Raw genomic sequence first — 19,338 nt, 5'->3', positions numbered from 1 at the left:
CGAAGGCATTTTCCATTTCTTTTTTGCCGAACTCGGCTCGGGGATGATTTTCGACGAGAGAGCCGGTAAAGCTGCACATGAGATTCGAAAACCACGTATCAGTCAGAGCTCGTTGGATTTCAAACAGGAACCACACGAATGTTTTTCTCCACCAAGGATACCGGACCGGTTGCCGATGCGGTTAAGAAGCATTGGGTCGATACACGGCTGCCGGCCGGGCTGCGCGCCTACGCGCGGTTGGCCCGTTGGGAGCGTCCCATCGGCTGGTGGCTGCTGTTGTGGCCATGTTGGTGGTCCGCTGCATTGGCCGCGATTGCAGCTGGAAATGGCTGGCCGAATCCGTGGCATATGCTGTTGTTTTTTGTTGGCGCCGTTGCCATGCGCGGGGCGGGCTGCACCTACAATGATATTGTCGATGTGGACATCGACGAACAGGTGGAACGCACCCGGTCCCGGCCGATCCCAGCAGGTCAGGTCACAAAGTCCCAGGCCAAGATTTTTCTTGTTCTTCAGGCTCTCGTTGGCCTGATCGTGCTGCTGCAGTTCAACACGTTCTCAATCGCACTAGGCGTTGTCTCGCTAGTGCCGGTTGCCGTTTATCCGTTTATGAAGCGGATCACCAATTGGCCGCAGCTGTTTTTGGGCTTTGCCTTTTCATGGGGCGCCTTGATGGGCTGGGCGGCTGTTTTTGGTGAACTCTCCTTGGCTCCTGTTCTGCTTTACATTGGCGGCATTTGCTGGACGATCGGCTATGACACCATCTATGCCCATCAGGATAAGGAAGATGACGCGCTGGTGGGTGTGAAGTCGACAGCGCGGCTCTTTGGTGACAAGACACGTCCGGCGCTCATCGCGCTCTATGCCCTTGCATCCGTCCTATTTGCATTGGCAGCGACACTCGCCGATGCAGGGCCTGCTGCGTTTGCGGGCATTCTTCTCGGTGCCCTTCATCTGGGTTGGCAGATCGTAGTGATTGATATTGATGACGGCGAACAGTGCCTAGAACTGTTCCGTTCGAACAAGATCTATGGCTGGATCTTGTTTGCCGGTTTCACCGTTGATGCCCTGATTTCCTGGATGTTTGCCTGATTAGAGGCGCTTAAGGAGACGCAAAGAGTTAGAGCCCGCACTTGCGAGCTCTTCAAACATATCAACTGTGCTTAGGATCAATCCCGGGCGATGATTTCCCGCTCTTGCGAAAAATTGGCCGGGGATGATTTGTAGCCACCGACTTGGCGCCGGTTCAAAAACCGCGGACGGCGGCCGGTAAGAAGGCGCAGTTTGCGGCGCGGCGCTGGGGCTGATGCCGGCATTGCCTGGAAAGCTTCGATCGGCTTGACGGCACCGCCAAGATCACAGACCAGCATTGGCAGCTTGAGAACTTGGGCCCAGCGGCTCCAGAGGGTCGCCAGATCATCCGAAGACTGGGTTTCCGCCAGTGTAATTGAGAGGGCGCTGTCCGGATGTTTCAGGATCAGGCTTGCAGTGATTTCACCTGGCACATCTCCGGGAACGATCCGCACCATGACACCATCAAAGGCATTTGCAGGCACAACAATAGTGACTGGAACACCACCGACACGACGTTTGATGATTGCCTTATCACGATCAAGAAGGATATCGGCCGGCAGGGATTGGGTTCCCGGGCGCGTTTCCAATCTTTGCTGGAATTGAACCGGGAGGCACCCAGGATGAAGCGCTGGTTCAGCGCTTGTCCCGGGTGCAATTGTCATCTGGTTTTCTGTTTGACGTCTCACTATGACTCTCCACCGGGCCTTTTGGCCTCTTGATAGGATCAACCTAGCATTCAGTGAGTCGTCATCTGCTTAAGAGATAAGGTTAAAAAACTCTGATTTTAAAGAGGGTTACCGGAGTGTAAGCAGACTGCTAACGTTCTGTTGACGATACGGGGTTGGCAAACCGAACCGGCCGACCCAATTTGCACTTAACCGGTTTTCGACCTATGGCAGGTGGACAAGACGATTCCCACAGTTGCAGCCCATTCGCCCCGGGGCGTAAACAACAGCCGAACACCTAGGCGGTATCCATGTCTGAATTGATTGATCAAACAGAACTTCAATCTCGTGCGGAGCGTTTGGTCGCTGCAGCCCGCAAGGCCGGAGCTGATGCCTGCGACGCCATTGCGGTGACCGGCGTTTCCCTCGGCGTTGAAGTGCGCGACGGCAAGGTTGAGGAAACCGAACGCGCGGAAGGTGACGACGTCACTTTAAGGGTGTTTGTTGGAAAACGAACTGCGGCGGTCTCTGCCAACCAGCTCGATGATCCAGATAACCTTGCAGAGCGCGCAGTGGCCATGGCCAAGGTGGCGCCGGAGGATCCTTTCGCGGGGCTTGCCGATCCGGAATTGCTCGTCAAGGACATGTCGGAACTGGAACTCCTAGATTCAACGCAGATGTCGGCAGGTCAGCTAACAGACATTGCACTCGAGGCAGAAGCCGCTGGCCTCGATGTGGAGGACGTCAGCAAATCTGGTGGCGCATCAGCTTCCTGGCGCCTGTCCGGCGTGGTCCTGGCGACCAGTCACGGCTTTCAAGGGGCCTATCTTTCGTCCCGTTTCGGCATGTCCATGACAGCCGTGGCCGGAGATGGCACCGCCATGGAACGGGACTATGATTTCGACAGCCGCACATTCTTCGAAGATCTGGACGCGCCGGCCGACGTTGGCCGCCGGGCTGGAGAGCGGGCTGTCCGCCGGTTGAATCCGGACAAGATTTCGACGCGCACAGCCAATGTTATTTATGAAGCCCGAGCCGCAAAAAGCATCCTTGGCCATTTGGTCAGCGCCATTAACGGAGCCTCGATTGCCCGGAAGACAAGCTTCTTGATGGATCAAATGGGCGAAGCTGTCCTGGCGCCGGGGCTGATGGTTGTCGACGATCCTTTTAAACGCCGGGGCGCAGCCACCCGTCCATTTGATGGTGAGGGGACGGCTGCCAGCGTGCTCAATATGGTCGAAGACGGTGTCCTTAAACATTGGTACCTGGATGGTGCGTCAGCCCGTGAACTTGGATTGACGCCAAACGGCCGGGCCCGGCGTGCCGGCAGTGGAACTTCCCCTGGGTCGACGAATGTCACATTGATGCCGGGTGAGAGGTCATTGGAAGACCTGATGGCAGACGCCGGAGAAGGGCTGCTGGTCACGGATCTTATTGGTCATGGTGTGAATGGCCTGACCGGTGATTATTCGCGCGGTGCGGCCGGGTTCTGGTTCGAAAATGGAAAGATCGTCAAACCGGTCAGCGAAATCACCATCGCCGGAAACCTGAAAGATATGTTCAAACGGCTGGTACCAGGCAGTGATCTGGACAACCGTTATGCTGCTGCTGCACCGTCGATCATGATTGAAGGATTGGCTCTTGCCGGAAATTGATGGAACGGTGCTGGATGCGGATCTGAAGATCCTGGAAGAAGCCGCTCTGGAAGCTGGTGAGCTTGCGCTGACGTATTTTGGCCGCGACCCGGAGACGTGGTTCAAGGGCAACAAGTCTCCGGTGTCGGAAGCTGACATTGCTGTCGATCACTTCCTGGCTGACAAACTGTGCTCTGCACGGCCAGACTATGGCTGGCTGTCGGAAGAAACCGCCGATGATCCGGTGCGGCTGAAACACGAGCGGGTGTTTATCGTCGACCCCATTGACGGCACACGGGCGTTTCTCGCTGGAGGCGACGAATGGACTGTGTCTATTGCCGTTGTTGAAAACGGACGGCCGACCGCAGGTGCGGTTTATTGTCCCCGGCGAAAGGAAATGTTCCTGGCGCGGAAAGGTGGCGGGACGCGGCTGAACCAGACAGAGATTTCGGTTTCGTCCAAAGGCGAGACTGCAGGTGCGCGTCTTACCGGTCCTTATTCAATCGTGGCGAACAAAGGTGTTCAGGCTGCTGGTTTCGAGGCCCAGGATGTGTTGCGCTCCCTGGCCTACCGCTTGGCCATGGTAGCTTGCGGGCACGCTGATGTTGGGGCTGCGCGCGGCGGCCCGAGTGATTGGGACCTTGCAGCAGCGGACCTTTTGGTGCAGGAAGCAGGCGGGAAATTGACCGACTTGTCCGGCCGCGGTCTGAAATACAATCAGCCGAAGACGCGCCACCCTGCGCTTGTCGCAGCGCCTGAGCAGCTTGTCGGACCGGTCTGTACGGTACTAGGAAAGCTGGTTGGCTAACGGCCGGCAGCGTTCCGACTTGCGAGGAAAGCTCATGAGCGAAGCAGAAGCATCAAAACAACTCTTGCATCTGGTATTTGGCGGCGAATTGGAAAATCCGGACGGTCTGACGTTCCGGGATTTGGATGATCTGGATATCGTCGGCATTTATCCGAACTACGCCGAAGCCTACACGGCCTGGAAAGCCAAGGCTCAGGCGACCGTCGACAATGCACACATGCGCTATTTTATCGTGCACATGCACCGTCTGCTTGACCCGGATACTGCCGGCTAACGTTGGCACTTCACTCTTAGGCGAAAAGAAAAATGCTAAAAAGCCTTGGCCGCCATCCGTTGGTCCTGTCGGCGATCGGATCGTTCCTCGCTGGTTATCTGAAGCTTGTCTATCACACCAACCGGTTCGTGCTGGAACCGGCGGATATGCACGACGACACGGAGAAAGACCTCCCCGTGATTGTGGCCATGTGGCATGGCCAGCATTTCATGGTGCCGTTTGCCAAGCCAAAACATTGGCCGGCGAAAGTGATGATTTCCAAGTCAGCCGATGGCGAAATCAACGCCATCGCAGCCCGCAAACTTGGCTTGGGGCTGATCCGTGCCTCGGGTGGCCGGACGGCACATCAGATCAAGAAGCGTGGCGGTATGCGTGGGTTTATTGAGGCTGTGAGAGCTTTGAAGGACGGCGACAGCATCGCCATGACCGCCGATGTTCCCAAGGGACCGGCCCGGAAATCCGGTACAGGGATTGTGCAGCTGGCCAAACACTCCGGGCGTCCGATCTTGCCGGTGGCGGTCGCAACCAGCCGCAGCATCGAGTTGAACAGCTGGGACAAAGCCAGCGTCAATCTCCCCTTCGGCAATGGCAGCATCGCCAGCAGTGACTTGATTTGGGTGCCGTCGGATCTGGAAGACGATGATCTGGAGACGTACCGGCAGCAAGTCGAAGACGGCCTCAATGCGGCGACCCGCCGGGCTTATGAACTGGTTGGCAGGCCGAATGGCTGAGCGGCGCCCTGTCCTGCTTTCCATCTACCGGGCCTTTGGATGGGCGCTGACACCACTCCTGCATCTATTGTTCAGCCGCCGTAGCAAAGGCGGCAAGGAAATTTCCCACCGGAAGGGGGAGCGCTTCGGAGTTGCCCAGAAGCCGCGTCCACAGGGCTCGCTGGTTTGGATCCACGCCGCCAGTGTCGGTGAAACAATGTCGATCCTGCCGCTTATTCAAAAGCTGGCGGAAGATGGTCATTCCGTTCTTTTGACAAGTGTGACCGTCACGGCGGCGGAACTTGCAGACAAACGTTTGCCGGACGGCTGTTTCCACCAGTTTACACCGTATGACACGCCTGCTTGCGTGTCCGGGTTCCTGGATCACTGGCGTCCGGATCTGGCGATGGTCGTGGAATCTGAAATCTGGCCTTGCATGTTCGATGAGATCCATCAAAGAGCCATCCCTTTTGCACTTCTGAATGCACGTATGTCGGAAGGGTCTTGCAGGAATTGGATGCGGGCGCCGCGAATTTCCAAGTACATTTTCGGCTGCCTGGACTTGGTGCTGGCCCAAAGTTCCGCAGACCAAGACCGGTTTATCAAACTCGGCTGCCGCCAGGTTGAAACACCGGGCAACTTGAAATTTGATGCCGCAGAACCTGCGGCAGATGGCGCTGCTCTCAACGGGCTTAAAACACAGATTGCAGACCGCCCCGTTTGGCTGGCCGCTTTGACCCATCCCGGCGAAGACGAGATTGCATTGGCAGCTCATGCAAGGCTTCGGCAGATGGTTCCGGATTTGCTGCTGGTTTTGGTCCCCCGCCACCCGGCCCGGGCTGACGAGGTCGCCGAATTGGTCGGAGCGCGAGGCCACACGCTTGCCCGGCGAAGTAAGGCCGAGCTGGTGGCACCGCAAACGGACGTTTATCTGGGCGATACCCTCGGTGAAATGGGACTTTTCTATCGGCTTGCACCCGTGACGTTTCTTGGCGGGTCTTTCAATGACGCCGGCGGCCACAACCCGGTGGAAGCTGTTTTGCTGGGCTCTGCGCTGATTACAGGTCCCAAGGTTGCCAATGCGCGTGCTGTGTACAAAGATCTGTGGGACGAAAAAGCCGGTGTTCAGGTCATGCAACCCGAGAAACTCACCGAAGCGGTGATTGATCTCTTACAGAATTCCGAGGTCCGGGCGGAGCAGGCGGACCGGGCAATGCAGTTGATCATCAAAGGAAGAGGGGCATTGCAGCGCAGTGCCGATTTGCTGAAACCGCTGCTGGCCGGACAGAAATTGTCATCCGCCCCGGAGAACAACAATGGGCAAGGCGCCTGACTTCTGGTGGAAACCGCATGTGAGTGTTGCGGCGCTGGCCTTGGCGCCGGTCTCATGGGTTTATGGTCTGATTGCTGGCCGCCGGATGCTACAACGTCCCAAAGCCAAAAGTACCTTGCCGGTGATTTGCATCGGTAACTTCGTAGTCGGCGGTACCGGCAAAACCCCCTTTGCCCTGCAGCTTGCCGACCGTCTCAAAACCGAAGGCCACAAACCCGCATTCTTACTGCGGGGGTACGGCGGGCGCCTGAAAGGCCCGATCGCGGTTGATCCGTCGAAACACACAGCAGCGGATGTTGGCGATGAAGCGCTCTTGCTTGCCAAGTTCGCACCGACCGTGATTGCCGCTGACCGTCCGGCGGGCGCGGCTTTCCTGGAAAAACTGCCGGTCGATCTCATCCTGATGGACGATGGTTTTCAAAATCCATCCCTTCATAAAGACCTGAGCCTGGTGCTGATTGATTGTGCCGTTGGCTTCGGCAACGGGCTGTGCCTTCCGGCCGGCCCCTTACGCGCACCAGCTCAAAAACAAATCCTGAAAACGGATTGCCTGGTGCTGATCGGGGAGGGGGACCGGGCGGAGGCTGCTGCCCATTTGGCCGGCCGGCGGGCCTTGCCGATCCTGCACGCTCAGATCACGGTCGAAGAAAACCCGGCGCTCGAGGGTGTCAAACTGCTGGCCTATGCCGGGATTGGCCGGCCGCAGAAGTTTTTTAAATCACTCAAGGACAAGGGTTATAAGGTGGCAGCGACCCGAAGTTTTGCCGATCACCATGAATTTAGCGAGGCTGATGCCCGCGCCTTGATCACACAGGCAGAACGCGACGGGCTTCAACTGGTGACCACGGCAAAAGATATGGCCCGGCTTGAAACTCAGAAGGGCGAGATTTTCCACTGGCTCGCCGCCAGAAGTGAAGTCCTGCATGTGCGCATGGATATCCCGGACGAAGACCGGCTGATCGGTCTCATCAAGGATTGTCTGCGCAACCGGACATTCAAAACTTAGTTGGAAGCGGCTTACTTTTTCCGGGTTTCCAGATAGCGTTTCATCGACGCATGGGCATCCACATAAGGCTCCTGCAGATCGACGGACCAGTATTTCAGTTCATCCAGCGGGATCGCCGTTCCGGTTACGGCACAGCGCACAAAAGTACCCGGAGACTCCACCTGATAATCTCCGTCGAGATAGCGGATGCGGGCTTCGCTTGGAATGCGCGGGTTTTCGTAACGGTTCATGATGACCTGATGGGTTCGCGTTCGGACGTCATGCGTCCACCTGCGGTCTTTTATGGCACAATCGGGCTGTTCGGCAAGCCCGCGCAGAAATCCTGAGGCGCGGGATACTTAGAAAATCTGCAGCGAGCGCCGGTCCCGGCCAATCCTATAGCGGCAACGGGACATCACGACGGCGTCTTCGGGAAGCAAGGCTTTTGCTTGTTGCATCTCTGTTTCGCGCGCAGCCTCGCAGTCTCCCATGTCATGCCATTGCTCCTTTGAGGCAGATAGATCCTGACAGATCAAGAGGTCCGGCTGGCAAGCGACCAGATGGAGAGCAACCAGAACTGCAGTCATGCGCTTCTGAGCCCCCTTTTATAGGCCGCCTTGTTGGTGTCGGAAAAAGTGACCTTGATGACATTGTTTGGCAGCTCGGACGGCCGTGCTGGTGGACCGGAGACGGTCCCGGTCTTAGCCAGGGCCGCTGCGAGTTTTGGGTGGAGGCCATCACCGCGGGCAGCGGTCGCTTCATGAAAGGAAATCAAAGTGGACGGGAGCGGGGGCTGTGATGGTTTGGACATTGGACACACGTCTCCTGTTCTGCGGAGTGGAACCCGCAGCTCGGTGAAATTGGGGGAATTGGAGGTCTGGCGTAGGCTCGAACAAGGCGGCCCTGCTGGATCAACCGGAGTTTCCATCCGGTAATTAAAATGGAGTGTAATATTCAACTTAAAAATCTGGCAAGTGGATTTCTTACCTTTTGGGGTGATTTGTCGCAGCAAACCCCTATGTTGGATTTAAAGAATTTTTTTTGTCCACCGGCATCCGGCGATTGGCGCCAGAGTGCCAGTAGAGGCGGATCAACAAGGAAACTCCGATGTCCCTCTCCAGTTCTGATCTGATCGAAACATCCGGCCTTGGATTGGAAACCGCCAAGCGCATCACTCAAGACGCCTTGTCCGGAGCGGATGATGGCGAGCTCTATGTTGAATATCGCCAGACCGAGGGCCTGGTTTTCGACAATGGCCGCTTAAAAGGTGCCAACTACGATACGGCTCAAGGCTTCGGCCTGCGTGCCGTTGCAGGCGAAGCGGCTGGCTATGCTCATGCCGGAGATATTTCCGAAGCGGCTCTGAAACGGGCGGCCGATGCGGTCAGCGCGGTCTCAAGAGGCTATTCGGGCACTTATGCTGCTGCACCGGCGCGCACAAACCTGTCGCTTTATACCGATGCCAATCCGCTCGGCGGCCCAAGCTTTGAAGACAAGGTGAAGCTGCTTCAGGAAATTGATGCTTACGCGCGTGATAAGGATCCCCGCGTCCGTCAAGTCTCAGCGTCCCTCGCCGGATCGTGGCAGGTCGTGGAAATCTTGCGGGCCGACGGTCATCTGGTGCGCGATGTCCGTCCCATGGTCCGTTTGAGCATCTCGGTTGTCGCCGGAAATGATGAGCGCCAGGAAAGCGGCTCATTCGGCTGTGGTGGCCGGGAAGGGTTTGAGCGGTTCATCACGGAAGAAAACTGGCAAGGCGGTGTTGACGAGGCGCTTCGCCAGGCGCTGGTCAATCTGGAGGCTATTCCAGCACCTGCAGGAACCATGGATGTGGTGCTTGGCTCCGGTTGGCCGGGCATCTTGCTGCACGAAGCCGTTGGTCATGGCCTGGAAGGCGATTTCAACCGCAAGAAAACCTCTGCCTTCGCCGGTCTGATGGGCGAGCGCGTGGCCTCGCCCGGTGTCACCATCGTGGATGACGGCACCATTCCCGACCGGCGAGGATCCCTGTCGGTTGATGATGAAGGAACACCGGCAGCCAAAACAGTCTTGATCGAAGACGGCATTCTGGCCGGCTACATGCAGGACCGGCAAAACGCCCGGCTGATGGGCATGGAGCCAACCGGCAACGGCCGCCGGCAATCCTATGCGCATATCCCGATGCCGCGCATGACCAATACAGTCATGATGAACGGCGACAAGGACCCAGAAGAAATCCTGGAATCCGTCAAGGACGGCATTTACGCTGTTTCCTTCGGTGGCGGCCAAGTGGACATCACCTCTGGGAAATTCGTCTTCTCCTGCACTGAAGCTTATAAGGTTGAAAACGGCAAGGTCGGGGCGCCGGTCAAGGGGGCGATGCTGATCGGCAATGGTCCTGATGCGCTGACGCGCGTCGAAATGATTGGCAACGACATGAAACTCGACCCGGGCATGGGCACCTGCGGCAAGCAGGGCCAAGGTGTTCCGGTCGGTGTCGGCCAGCCGTCCATGCGCATCAACGAAATGACCGTCGGCGGCACGGCGTTCTGAGCACTATTGGAACCTTGTAGTTGCCAAAACCGCTTTTCCCTTGGAGGGAGAAGTCGAATCAAAACCCTGGGTGAGGGGTTCTATATCTATTTGCTGCCAAAGCGCGGCCCCTCATTCGAAAAAGCAAGTCCGTCCCTCCGAAAGGGATTGGGATGGGCAAAGTCTTCAAAAAAGATGGATCAGCAAATGACCGCGGACATTAAGATCTGGGGGCGGATCAACTCGTCCAATGTGCGCAAAGTGTTGTGGTGCGCGGAAGAGCTGAACCTGGATTATCAGCAAATCGACGCCGGCGGAGCCTTTGGTGTTGTCGAGACGCCGGAGTTTCTGGCGCTCAACCCGAATGGCCGTATCCCCTGCCTGCAGGACGGGGAGTTCACAATCTTTGAATCAAACGCGATCTGCCGGTATCTGGCCAAAAAATACGGCACAGCGCCGTTTGTGTCCGAAAGTCTCGAAGACTGGGCGCTTGCCGATCAATGGATGGATTGGACGACGTTCTCCTTCGGCATGCCGTTTCGCAATCTGTTTTGGAATATGGTCCGCACTGCGCCGGAAGACCGGGACCAGGCTGCGATCACGCTCGGGATTGAGCATTGTTCGCAGCAATTTGCTGTCGCCGATGCTGTGCTGAAAAACCAACCGTTCCTCTCAGGTGAGGCCTGCGGTGTGGGGGATATCCCGCTCGGCAGTCTGGCCTATGCCTGGTTCAACATGGATATTCCGCGTCCGGATCTGCCACATCTCGCAGCCTGGTATCAGCGTTTGACAGAACGTCCTGCCTATCAAAAAGGCGTCATGAGTCCGCTCACCTGAGGCATTTAACGCATTTCGTATTTTGGGGTCCGGCAACAGTATCTATGCTGGAGATTTCATAAATTGAGGCAGTGCAAGATGGCGGACGCTGCTGAAGGTTACCTGAACAATTGGCGGCCTTATGATCTATTTCAATGAAAAAGATTTTCAGACCGGCGAATTTCTTTAGAAATCCTTTGAGATTTCCGTTGTTTGATCGGATAGGGTATGATCGGAGCTGGGATCTGGAGACGGTATGGCAGCGGAAAGCGCGCCTCCACTATTTGCTGAAGCAATCATCTTTCTGTCGGCGACTGTTGTCGCGGTGCCGATAGCCAAACGGCTTGGCTTAGGGTCCGTCGTTGGCTATCTCGCTGCGGGCGCTGCAATTGGCCCGCACGGACTGCAGCTTCTTGGGTCCGGTGAGGATGTTCTGCACGTCGCTGAGCTTGGCGTGGTACTGCTGCTGTTTGTGATCGGGCTGGAGCTCGATCCACAAAAATTGTGGCGAATGAAACGGGACATTTTTGGTCTTGGAACGGCCCAGGTCGTGTTGACCGGATTCTGTTTGTTTGCCGTCGCGACACTCTCCGGCATGGGGCAATCAGCAGCTCTCGTCGCCGGGTTTGGTTTGGCGTTGTCTTCGACCGCCTTTGCCCTGCAGATCCTGCAAGAGCGCGGCCAGCTGTCGTCAGATTACGGTCAACGAGCTTTCGGTATTCTGCTTTTGCAAGATATCGCTATTGTTCCATTGCTGGCTATGGTCGCGATCCTGGCGCCGGGCGAAGGGCCGTCGACCACGGCCGAGATCTTTCGCGAAGTTATGATGGTTCTGTCTGCGGTTGCAGCGGTGATCCTGGCTGGGCGTTATCTGATATCGCCGGTGTTTTTGATGCTCGCTGCCACGCGGGCGCGCGAAGTCATGCTGTCGGCTGCTCTTCTGGTTGCTCTGGGCAGTGCCGGGATCATGCACACGGCTGGCCTGTCCATGGCCCTGGGCGCGTTCCTGGCTGGTGTGCTCCTGGCGGAGTCGAGTTTCCGTCACACATTGGAAGCCGATATTGAGCCGTTCCGCTCACTTTTGATGGGGCTGTTTTTCGTCGCTGTCGGCATGTCGCTGAACTTCTCGCTGGTCATGGCGAATTGGCTATATATCGCTGCCGGCGTGATTTTGGTGATGTTCATCAAAGGGGTCTTTCTCTGGGGGCTTTCCAGGAGCACCGGATCGAGCAACTCCGACGCCATGCGTATTGCGGTGACCTTGCCGCAAGGCGGGGAGTTTGCCTTCGTTCTCTTCACTGCTGCCGTCAGCACCGGCATTTTCAACTATGAAACTGTCAATCTGCTAAATGCCATTGTCATTCTGACGATGCTGCTCACCCCAGTGGCCTGTTTGGGGCTGGATATGTTGGCAACACGTGCCAAGGCACGGGGCGTCGAGAATCCCTCCATCGAGACGTTTGAAGAGGCGACCCCGACTGTCTTGGTCGTCGGATTTGGCCGTTTCGGGTTGGTCGTTGCTCAGATTTTGACGTCGGAAGGCCTGGAAATTACGGCAATCGATAACCGGCCGGACCGGATCGCTTATGCGCGCAAGCAGGGTTACAAGGTCTATTATGGGGATGCCACCCGTGCTGATGTCATGGAGGCGGCCGGGGCCAAGAAGGCTGCGCTGATTGCCATGTGCATTGAAAATGACAAGGTTATGGCCAAAGCAATCAACATGATCCGGGGAGATTTTCCGAGTAGCCTGATTTTCTGCCGGGCAACGGATCGGGCGCATGCGATGGATCTGACCAAGCTCGGCGTTGATTTCCAGATCCGCGAGACGTTCGAATCCAGCGTGGTGTTTGGCCGGGCTGCCCTGGAGGCGCTGGGGACGCCGCTCGACCGGATCGATCAGATCGAAGAAGATGTTCGCTCTCGCGATGAAGAGCGTTTGGCCGAACAGCTCTCCGGCGGCATGTATGCCGGTGCCGATAAGCTGCACCAGGTTACACCACGCAGCGCTGCCAAACCGGACAATCAAGACGCGCCAGCGCAATAAAAAAGGCGCCGGAGCGGCGCCTAATTTGAAGCAGTTGGTGAAAACTACGGTAGGGCATCAAAACCAGCGGAAAACCCGTTCAGGGATATCGGTATGCCGATGCCTTCTTCCGGCGTTTGGAAAATGATAAAGGTTGCCTGCGATCCGGCTCTCAGCTTTTTGAGCTGCTCATCTTCCAAAATCACTTCTGCAAAACAGCCGATTGGCAAACAGCGCACGAAGGCAGCTCGACCGAAATCCTCATTCCCCACCCGAAGGCCCAGGCCGAACGGCAGCAGGACACCCAATGGCGCTTGAACACGCAAGATCCGGTCCTGCTTTTCGGCGGTCCACATCACATAGATCGATAGGCCGACATTTTCCCGGTCGGCAGCTGTGACGTGTTGAACAAGAGCGCACTGTTCGCTCGGTGCGCCCGGAGGGGTGTCGCAGCGCATCTGCCAATCCCCGTGGTTCGCGCGCACTTCGCCTTGCGCAGCGGCCGGTTGCAGGGTTTGGGCAAAAGCAGACAAGCCAATCGCGGCGGCGGCCACGAGTTTCGGCAAGGTCGACAGGAACGAGCGGCTACGGCGCGGTTGCGGCAACTGGGTCGACAAGAATTCCTCCAGTCAGATTTGGTCTGATCCGCCGGCATGCCGGTTTTTGGTATGCCGTATTTTGAGCGAATCATGCTTGTATTCCGGCCAGACATTGCCGCATGACTGCGGCCGATTCCAGTCAGAGTGGATGTAAAGCTGTTGGATAGGCCGCTTTTTTGTCAAAAATCAGTTGTCCTTGATCTTTCTCAAGCTGGGTTTTTCCGCCCCAGGCTGTGAAAATGCGGAAATTCCGTTGCAGCCTGAGGCGTCTTGTGGTTTTTGTGCGGCACAAAGGTGCAGGTGGAGATGTGCGGCAGATCGCCGCGCTAGCCTTTTGGAACCATCGCCCTTTAAACGTGAGTATGGTTATATTCCGGCAATCCTGATCAGGGAGCCCGGGACCGGAACGGGCAGTTTTTGGCTTGCGGAGTTCCGGCAAGCCCATTACTGCGGCAAAAGATTTCGACCGGGCACGGTCCGGAAAGTAAGCATGTGCCGTCATCTGGACGGTTGAGGGAAGGGAGCGCGGACGTGAAGGCAGTCTTCAAGCGTCTCATGAATATGGTCACAACTGTGGCCGCATTTGCCAGTGTGTCCACAGCGGCACTGGCAGCTGAACCAGGATTTAGCGACTGGCAGCTCGGGTTTCAGGCGTCGACATCAGATGTGATGGACGACATCACTTGGTTCAACAATTTCACTTTGCTGATCATCACAGTCATCACGCTGTTCGTTCTGGCATTGCTGATTGTCTGCATGGTCAAGTTCAGCGCCAAGAACAACCCGGTGCCGTCCCGCACCTCGCACAACACGATGATCGAGATCGTCTGGACCGTTGTTCCGATCCTGATCCTGGTTGTGATCGCGATCCCGTCGTTCCGCCTGCTCTTCAAGCAGCTGGACATTCCGGAATACGAAATGACCATCAAAGCCACGGGTTATCAGTGGTACTGGGGTTATGAGTACACCGACGAGAACATGGGTGAGCTCTACTTCGATTCCATCATGGTTCAGGATGATGAGCGTCAGGCCGTTGCCGATGCACGCGGTGTCTCGCTGGCCGAAGTGCCCCGCCTGCTGGCTGTTGACTACGATTTGGTCATCCCGGTCGACACCACGGTTCGCCTCCAGGTCACCTCTGAAGATGTGATCCACGCTTTCGCCATGCCGACATGGGGTGTGAAGATCGATGCGATCCCGGGCCGTTTGAATGAGACCTGGTTCAATGCCCGCGAAGAAGGTGTCTATTACGGCCAGTGTTCGGAGCTGTGCGGTAAGGATCACGCCTTCATGCCGATCGCGGTCCGTGTGGTTTCCAAAGACCAATTCCAGACTTGGGCAACTGCTGCACAGGACGATCTGGACACGGCCAATGAACAGCTGATGGCTTCCATCGCCGACGCCAAAAAGCTCGCCGCCAACGGTGAGCTGAATGAGATCTCTGTCGCCGCGAAATAACGCGGCGATAAGCCTATTTGGCGATTGCGCGCGATTTGACACGCAGCGCCGCTGAAAACGACGAAAGAGGGAGCCCAAAATGGCTGCGACCGAAGCACATGCGGCACACGACCATCCTTATGGATGGCGCCGCTGGGTCTATTCGACCAACCACAAAGACATCGGTCTTTTGTACCTGTTCTTTGCAATCTTTGCCGGCATCGTCGGCGGACTTCTGTCCGTTGGCATGCGCATGGAATTGCAGGAGCCGGGCATGCAGATCTTTGCAAACGCCCACCTGTTCAACGTGTTCACCACCGCACACGGTCTGATCATGATTTTCTTCATGGTCATGCCGGCCATGATTGGTGGTTACGCCAACTATTTCGTGCCGATCATGATCGGTGCGCCGGATATGGCGTTCCCGCGGATGAACAACATCTCTTTCTGGCTGCTTCCGCCGGCCTTCCTGCTGTTGCTTCTGTCGCTCTTCGTTGAAGGCCCTCCAGGCGCAAACGGTGTTGGCGGTGGCTGGACCATCTACCCGCCGCTGTCCACCTCGGGTCAGCCAGGCCCGGCGATGGATCTCGCGATCCTGGCTCTGCACGTTGCTGGTGCGTCCTCGATCCTGGGTGCGATCAACTTCATCACGACCATCTTCAACATGCGTGCGCCGGGAATGACCCTGCACAAAATGCCGCTGTTTGCCTGGTCCGTGCTGATCACCGCATTCCTGCTGCTGCTGTCGCTGCCGGTTCTGGCTGGCGCCATCACCATGCTGCTGACGGACCGCAACTTCGGTACCACCTTCTTCACGCCATCTGGCGGCGGTGACCCGCTTCTCTTCCAGCATCTGTTCTGGTTCTTCGGTCACCCGGAAGTGTACATTCTGATTTTGCCGGGCTTCGGCATCATCAGCCACATCATCTCCACCTTTGCCCGTAAGCCTATCTTCGGTTACCTCGGCATGGCTTACGCCATGGTTGCTATCGGTGTTGTCGGCTTCATCGTGTGGGCACACCACATGTACACCGTCGGCATGTCCACCGAGACCCAAGCTTACTTCGTGGCGGCCACCATGGTCATCGCGGTGCCGACCGGGGTTAAGATCTTCTCGTGGATCGCGACTATGTGGGGCGGCTCCATCGAGTTCAAAACACCTATGGTCTGGGCAATCGGCTTCATCTTCCTGTTCACCGTTGGCGGTGTGACAGGAGTGCAGCTGGCGAACGCTGGTCTCGACCGCGCCTTCCACGACACCTACTACGTTGTGGCTCACTTCCACTACGTTCTGTCACTCGGCGCTGTGTTCGCGATCTTCGCGGCCTGGTACTACTGGTTCCCGAAAATGTTCGGCTACATGTACAGTGAGTTCATTGGCAAGCTGCATTTCTGGATCACCTTCGTTGGTGTGAACCTGGTCTTCTTCCCGCAGCACTTCCTCGGTCTGAACGGCATGCCGCGCCGCTATGTCGACTACCCGGATGCGCTGGCTGGCTGGAACGCCATTTCTTCCTACGGCTCTTACATCTCTGCCTTTGCGGTCGTGGTGTTCATCTACGGCATCGTGGAAGCCTTTGCGAAGAAGCGCGCGGTTGGCAACAACCCGTGGGGTGAAGGGGCAACGACCCTTGAGTGGACTTTGACGTCTCCTCCGCCGTTCCACCAGTTCGAAACTCTGCCGCGCATCAAGTAATCCGCGGCTGGAAGGGTCCGTCCTTCCAATATCAAACACTGCACCGCGCCGGGATCTGGCGCGGTGCCGCCTTGGAAACACTCTGCCAGGCTGAATTCCACCAGATGCGGCTCGCCGGGTAAGGCAGAAACGAGATTTAAGGATGCGCCCATGTCGCTCGTAGAGCGCCAGGATATGTTGGATCAGGACAGCGCCGTATGGAGCGGCGGCGAAGGATCAGTGAGCGACTATGTGGCGCTCCTGAAACCACGCGTTATGTCACTTGTGATCTTCACGGCATTTGTCGGCATGATGATGGCACCGGGGTCCATCCATCCGGTGCTTGGCGCGGTTGCCATCCTCTGCATTGCTATTGGTGCCGGTGCGTCCGGTGCTTTGAACATGTGGTACGACGCCGACATTGACAAAGTCATGTCGCGCACTAAGAAACGGCCTATTCCTGCCGGCAAAATCACGCCGAATGAAGCCTTTGCCTTCGGCATGATGTTGTCAGTCGGCTCTGTGCTGACCCTTGGCCTCCTGGTCAATTGGTTCGCCGGCGCGTTCCTGGCCTTCACCATTTTCTTCTACGTCGTCGTTTATACGATGTGGCTGAAACGCTCGACGCCGCAAAATATCGTCATTGGTGGGGCCGCTGGCGCTTTCCCGCCGATGGTGGGCTGGGCCGCGGTGACAGGTGGTGTCAGCTTGGAAAGCTTCGCGCTCTTCCTGATTATCTTCATGTGGACGCCGCCACACTTCTGGGCACTCGCCTTGGTCAAGAACGCCGACTACACGGCGGCCAAGGTTCCGATGATGCCGGTGGTTGCCGGGGAAACGTCGACGCGGCATCAGATCCTGTTGTATTCGATCCTGCTTGCACCGGTTGGAATGGCACCGTACTTCCTTGGCTTTGCGAGCCCAATTTATGGGGTCGTTGCAGCAGTGTTTGGCGCTGCCTTCATCGGCTTTGCTGCTGATCTGTGGCGCAAGCGTGAGGGTGATGCCGCTCGCAAAGCCTGCATGAACCTGTTTAAGTTCTCTATTCTTTACCTGTTCTCGCTGTTCGCCCTTTTGCTGGGTGAAAGCCTGGTTGCGGGGATTTGATGCAAGATCCGGAACAGGACAAGGGCGTCATGCTCTCCGAAGAACAGAAAAAGAAGCGCCGGTCACGCTCGATCGCCATCGCGATTGTACTGGCCGCACTCGTGGTCCTTTTCTACATCGTTACCATCGTCAAGATGGGCCCCGGTGTGATGAACCGGCCGCTATAGAGGAGGTTTCGTGAGCGAACCGACACACATGGATGGTCTATCCCGGCGCAATCGCAAAGTCGCGATTGCTTGTGCGGGAACGTTCGCCTTCATGGTTGGCGCGGCCTATGCGGCTGTTCCGCTCTATGACCTGTTTTGCCGTGTCACTGGCTTTGGCGGGACAACCCAGGTTGCCGAGCAAGAAAGCGAAGTTGTGATCAACCGCATGATCACAATTCGTTTTGACGGAAATGTCAGCGGCAAGCTGTCCTGGGATTTCAAGCCGGTCGAGCGGTCTGTGACCCTGAAAATGGGTGAAACCGCTCAATTGCCGTACATCGCGGTTAACAACGGCGCCAACCGCACGGTCGGGACGTCGACATTCAATGTGACGCCTGTTTCCGCTGGCGCGTACTTCAACAAATTGGACTGTTTTTGCTTTACCGAGCAGCCGCTCGAACCGGGTGAAACAGTCGAAATGCCGGTCGTCTTTTTTGTCGATCCGGAAATGGACAAAGATCCTGAGCTGAAACATGTGAAGGAAATCACTTTGTCCTACACCTTCTTCCCGGTAGAACAACCGGAACAACCTGTTGCAGCGCGGACGGTGACGTCTGTGACTGAAACGAACTTATAAGCGATCGGCGCGCTGCGCCGGAACTGAATGTGTTTGGGGAGCTTGCCGATGGCTGAGGCACATACCAAGAACCACGATTACCACCTGGTTGATCCCAGCCCGTGGCCGTTTATTGCGTCTATCGGCGCTTTCATCATGATGCTGGGGGCTGTCGGCTTCATGCGTTACGGCCAGGGTGATGAATTCATCCTGTTCGGCATCAACCTGACCGGTTGGGGTGTCTTTGCAGTCGGCCTTCTCATTATTCTGTATGTGATGTTCGCTTGGTGGCGCGACACCATCAAGGAAGCGCATGAAGGCCATCACACCCGCGTTGTATCCTTGCATCTGCGGTATGGCATGCTGCTGTTTATCGCCTCTGAAGTGATGTTCTTCGTGGCTTGGTTCTGGGCCTACTTTGATGCGGCCCTGTTTGCTGGTGAAGCGATCCAGTTTGCCCGTGTCGAGGCAACTGGTGGTCACTGGCCGCCGGATGGCATTGCGACCTTCGACCCGTGGCACCTGCCGCTGTTGAACACGCTGATCCTTCTGTGTTCCGGCACCACCGTCACCTGGGCGCACCATGCTCTGCTGCATGACGATCGCGAAGGCCTGAAGTGGGGTTTGACCCTGACCGTTTTCCTTGGCGTGATCTTCACCATCTGCCAGGCTTACGAGTATGGCCATGCCGCCTTCACGTTCGACGGCAACATTTATGGTGCGACGTTCTTCATGGCGACGGGCTTCCACGGGTTCCACGTGATCGTAGGAACCATCTTCCTTGCAGTCTGCCTGTTCCGTGCCCTTGCTGGCCACTTCACCAAAGAACAGCATTTCGGCTTTGAGGCAGCAGCCTGGTACTGGCACTTCGTTGACGTTGTTTGGCTGTTCCTGTTTGTCGCCATCTACATCTGGGGCGAATGAG

The 19,338-nt window shown here is 56.8% G+C and carries 21 protein-coding genes; 16 read left to right on the top strand and 5 right to left on the bottom strand.

Features of this window, described 5'->3' with window-relative positions; all coding sequences use genetic code 11:
* Positions 1-138: 138 nt before the first annotated feature.
* On the top strand, positions 139-1,089 hold the full coding sequence (ubiA, locus tag ACOOFE_RS21570; protein ID WP_420411969.1) for a 4-hydroxybenzoate octaprenyltransferase: 951 nt from the start codon (positions 139-141) through the stop codon (positions 1,087-1,089).
* A gap of 77 nt (positions 1,090-1,166) precedes the next feature.
* Here the strand turns inward: ubiA and ACOOFE_RS21565 are convergent, their stop codons facing one another.
* A complete protein-coding gene (locus tag ACOOFE_RS21565) occupies positions 1,167-1,757 on the bottom strand; it encodes a DUF6101 family protein (protein ID WP_420411968.1) in 591 nt (196 codons plus the stop codon).
* Positions 1,758-2,047: 290 nt separating this feature from the next.
* Here ACOOFE_RS21565 and ACOOFE_RS21560 point away from each other — a divergent pair, with 290 nt between their 5' ends.
* From ACOOFE_RS21560 to lpxK, 6 genes are read left to right on the top strand one after another with little or no spacing between them, the layout of a single operon-like run.
* A complete protein-coding gene (locus tag ACOOFE_RS21560) occupies positions 2,048-3,391 on the top strand; it encodes a TldD/PmbA family protein (RefSeq protein WP_420411967.1) in 1,344 nt (447 codons plus the stop codon).
* Positions 3,378-4,178, top strand: a complete 801-nt coding sequence (locus ACOOFE_RS21555; protein ID WP_420411966.1) for a 3'(2'),5'-bisphosphate nucleotidase CysQ — start codon at positions 3,378-3,380, stop codon at positions 4,176-4,178. Before ACOOFE_RS21560 ends, ACOOFE_RS21555 begins: the two co-directional genes overlap by 14 nt.
* Before the next feature lie 34 nt (positions 4,179-4,212).
* Positions 4,213-4,452, top strand: coding sequence for a DUF4170 domain-containing protein (locus ACOOFE_RS21550; protein ID WP_420411965.1), 240 nt, complete (start codon positions 4,213-4,215; stop codon positions 4,450-4,452).
* Between the two features lie 32 nt (positions 4,453-4,484).
* Positions 4,485-5,183, top strand: a complete 699-nt coding sequence (locus ACOOFE_RS21545) for a lysophospholipid acyltransferase family protein (RefSeq protein ID WP_420411964.1) — start codon at positions 4,485-4,487, stop codon at positions 5,181-5,183.
* Positions 5,176-6,495, top strand: coding sequence for a 3-deoxy-D-manno-octulosonic acid transferase (locus ACOOFE_RS21540; RefSeq protein ID WP_420411963.1), 1,320 nt, complete (start codon positions 5,176-5,178; stop codon positions 6,493-6,495). The genes ACOOFE_RS21545 and ACOOFE_RS21540 overlap by 8 nt, the downstream gene beginning before the upstream one ends.
* Complete coding sequence (gene lpxK / locus ACOOFE_RS21535; RefSeq protein WP_420411962.1) at positions 6,479-7,501, top strand: tetraacyldisaccharide 4'-kinase; 1,023 nt, start codon at positions 6,479-6,481, stop codon at positions 7,499-7,501. The genes ACOOFE_RS21540 and lpxK overlap by 17 nt, the downstream gene beginning before the upstream one ends.
* A gap of 11 nt (positions 7,502-7,512) precedes the next feature.
* On the opposite strand, the gene ACOOFE_RS21530 is transcribed toward lpxK, so the two are convergent.
* The 3 genes from ACOOFE_RS21530 to ACOOFE_RS21520 all read right to left on the bottom strand — a co-directional run bounded on the left by ACOOFE_RS21530 (position 7,513) and on the right by ACOOFE_RS21520 (position 8,291).
* A complete protein-coding gene (locus tag ACOOFE_RS21530) occupies positions 7,513-7,731 on the bottom strand; it encodes a DUF2093 domain-containing protein (RefSeq protein ID WP_420411961.1) in 219 nt (72 codons plus the stop codon).
* A 108-nt stretch (positions 7,732-7,839) separates the two neighbouring features.
* Positions 7,840-8,067, bottom strand: coding sequence for a hypothetical protein (locus ACOOFE_RS21525; protein ID WP_420411960.1), 228 nt, complete (start codon positions 8,065-8,067; stop codon positions 7,840-7,842).
* Positions 8,064-8,291 carry a hypothetical protein gene (locus ACOOFE_RS21520; RefSeq protein ID WP_420411959.1) on the bottom strand — a complete coding sequence of 76 codons (228 nt, stop codon included), beginning with the start codon at positions 8,289-8,291 and terminating at the stop codon, positions 8,064-8,066. The genes ACOOFE_RS21525 and ACOOFE_RS21520 overlap by 4 nt, the downstream gene beginning before the upstream one ends.
* Before the next feature lie 296 nt (positions 8,292-8,587).
* On the opposite strand from ACOOFE_RS21520, the gene tldD reads away from it, so the two are divergent.
* The 3 genes from tldD to ACOOFE_RS21505 all read left to right on the top strand — a co-directional run bounded on the left by tldD (position 8,588) and on the right by ACOOFE_RS21505 (position 12,854).
* Entirely contained in the window at positions 8,588-10,012 is a 1,425-nt protein-coding gene (gene tldD / locus ACOOFE_RS21515; protein ID WP_420411958.1) for a metalloprotease TldD, read from the top strand.
* A gap of 186 nt (positions 10,013-10,198) precedes the next feature.
* Positions 10,199-10,828 (top strand): glutathione S-transferase family protein, encoded by a 630-nt coding sequence (locus ACOOFE_RS21510; protein ID WP_420411957.1) that lies wholly within the window; start codon positions 10,199-10,201, stop codon positions 10,826-10,828.
* A 235-nt stretch (positions 10,829-11,063) separates the two neighbouring features.
* Positions 11,064-12,854 (top strand): monovalent cation:proton antiporter-2 (CPA2) family protein, encoded by a 1,791-nt coding sequence (locus ACOOFE_RS21505; RefSeq protein ID WP_420411956.1) that lies wholly within the window; start codon positions 11,064-11,066, stop codon positions 12,852-12,854.
* Positions 12,855-12,898: 44 nt separating this feature from the next.
* On the opposite strand, the gene ACOOFE_RS21500 is transcribed toward ACOOFE_RS21505, so the two are convergent.
* Positions 12,899-13,450, bottom strand: coding sequence for an invasion associated locus B family protein (locus ACOOFE_RS21500; protein ID WP_420411955.1), 552 nt, complete (start codon positions 13,448-13,450; stop codon positions 12,899-12,901).
* 537 nt (positions 13,451-13,987) lie between these two features.
* On the opposite strand from ACOOFE_RS21500, the gene coxB reads away from it, so the two are divergent.
* The 6 genes from coxB to ACOOFE_RS21470 all read left to right on the top strand — a co-directional run bounded on the left by coxB (position 13,988) and on the right by ACOOFE_RS21470 (position 19,337).
* Complete coding sequence (gene coxB, locus ACOOFE_RS21495; protein ID WP_420415618.1) at positions 13,988-14,890, top strand: cytochrome c oxidase subunit II; 903 nt, start codon at positions 13,988-13,990, stop codon at positions 14,888-14,890.
* A 79-nt stretch (positions 14,891-14,969) separates the two neighbouring features.
* Entirely contained in the window at positions 14,970-16,565 is a 1,596-nt protein-coding gene (gene ctaD, locus ACOOFE_RS21490) for a cytochrome c oxidase subunit I (RefSeq protein ID WP_141188251.1), read from the top strand.
* 150 nt (positions 16,566-16,715) lie between these two features.
* Entirely contained in the window at positions 16,716-17,651 is a 936-nt protein-coding gene (locus ACOOFE_RS21485) for a heme o synthase (protein WP_420411954.1), read from the top strand.
* A complete protein-coding gene (locus ACOOFE_RS21480) occupies positions 17,651-17,818 on the top strand; it encodes a DUF1129 domain-containing protein (RefSeq protein ID WP_141188249.1) in 168 nt (55 codons plus the stop codon). The genes ACOOFE_RS21485 and ACOOFE_RS21480 overlap by 1 nt, the downstream gene beginning before the upstream one ends.
* A 28-nt stretch (positions 17,819-17,846) precedes the next feature.
* The gene (locus ACOOFE_RS21475; protein WP_420415617.1) at positions 17,847-18,434 is read left to right on the top strand and encodes a cytochrome c oxidase assembly protein; all 588 of its coding nucleotides are present in this window, start codon (positions 17,847-17,849) and stop codon (positions 18,432-18,434) included.
* A gap of 48 nt (positions 18,435-18,482) precedes the next feature.
* On the top strand, positions 18,483-19,337 hold the full coding sequence (locus tag ACOOFE_RS21470) for a cytochrome c oxidase subunit 3 (RefSeq protein ID WP_141188248.1): 855 nt from the start codon (positions 18,483-18,485) through the stop codon (positions 19,335-19,337).
* Position 19,338 lies beyond the last annotated feature (1 nt).

The organism is Roseibium sp. (assembly GCF_965216085.1).
GTDB lineage: Bacteria > Pseudomonadota > Alphaproteobacteria > Rhizobiales > Stappiaceae > Roseibium.
This window is presented reverse-complemented; position numbering and strand designations above follow the sequence as displayed.

Excerpts from the sequence above, each read along its gene's own strand:
- ubiA (WP_420411969.1), top strand. The coding sequence starts at position 139 with ATGTTTTTCTCCACCAAGGATACCGGACCGGTTGCCGATGCGGTTAAG.
- ACOOFE_RS21560 (WP_420411967.1), top strand. The coding sequence starts at position 2,048 with ATGTCTGAATTGATTGATCAAACAGAACTTCAATCTCGTGCGGAGCGT.
- ACOOFE_RS21550 (WP_420411965.1), top strand. The coding sequence starts at position 4,213 with ATGAGCGAAGCAGAAGCATCAAAACAACTCTTGCATCTGGTATTTGGC.
- ACOOFE_RS21545 (WP_420411964.1), top strand. The coding sequence starts at position 4,485 with ATGCTAAAAAGCCTTGGCCGCCATCCGTTGGTCCTGTCGGCGATCGGA.
- ACOOFE_RS21540 (WP_420411963.1), top strand. The coding sequence starts at position 5,176 with ATGGCTGAGCGGCGCCCTGTCCTGCTTTCCATCTACCGGGCCTTTGGA.
- lpxK (WP_420411962.1), top strand. The coding sequence starts at position 6,479 with ATGGGCAAGGCGCCTGACTTCTGGTGGAAACCGCATGTGAGTGTTGCG.
- ACOOFE_RS21530 (WP_420411961.1), bottom strand. The coding sequence starts at position 7,731 with ATGAACCGTTACGAAAACCCGCGCATTCCAAGCGAAGCCCGCATCCGC.
- ACOOFE_RS21525 (WP_420411960.1), bottom strand. The coding sequence starts at position 8,067 with ATGACTGCAGTTCTGGTTGCTCTCCATCTGGTCGCTTGCCAGCCGGAC.
- ACOOFE_RS21520 (WP_420411959.1), bottom strand. The coding sequence starts at position 8,291 with ATGTCCAAACCATCACAGCCCCCGCTCCCGTCCACTTTGATTTCCTTT.
- tldD (WP_420411958.1), top strand. The coding sequence starts at position 8,588 with ATGTCCCTCTCCAGTTCTGATCTGATCGAAACATCCGGCCTTGGATTG.
- ACOOFE_RS21510 (WP_420411957.1), top strand. The coding sequence starts at position 10,199 with ATGACCGCGGACATTAAGATCTGGGGGCGGATCAACTCGTCCAATGTG.
- ACOOFE_RS21505 (WP_420411956.1), top strand. The coding sequence starts at position 11,064 with ATGGCAGCGGAAAGCGCGCCTCCACTATTTGCTGAAGCAATCATCTTT.
- coxB (WP_420415618.1), top strand. The coding sequence starts at position 13,988 with ATGAATATGGTCACAACTGTGGCCGCATTTGCCAGTGTGTCCACAGCG.
- ctaD (WP_141188251.1), top strand. The coding sequence starts at position 14,970 with ATGGCTGCGACCGAAGCACATGCGGCACACGACCATCCTTATGGATGG.
- ACOOFE_RS21485 (WP_420411954.1), top strand. The coding sequence starts at position 16,716 with ATGTCGCTCGTAGAGCGCCAGGATATGTTGGATCAGGACAGCGCCGTA.
- ACOOFE_RS21480 (WP_141188249.1), top strand. The coding sequence starts at position 17,651 with ATGCAAGATCCGGAACAGGACAAGGGCGTCATGCTCTCCGAAGAACAG.
- ACOOFE_RS21475 (WP_420415617.1), top strand. The coding sequence starts at position 17,847 with ATGGATGGTCTATCCCGGCGCAATCGCAAAGTCGCGATTGCTTGTGCG.
- ACOOFE_RS21470 (WP_141188248.1), top strand. The coding sequence starts at position 18,483 with ATGGCTGAGGCACATACCAAGAACCACGATTACCACCTGGTTGATCCC.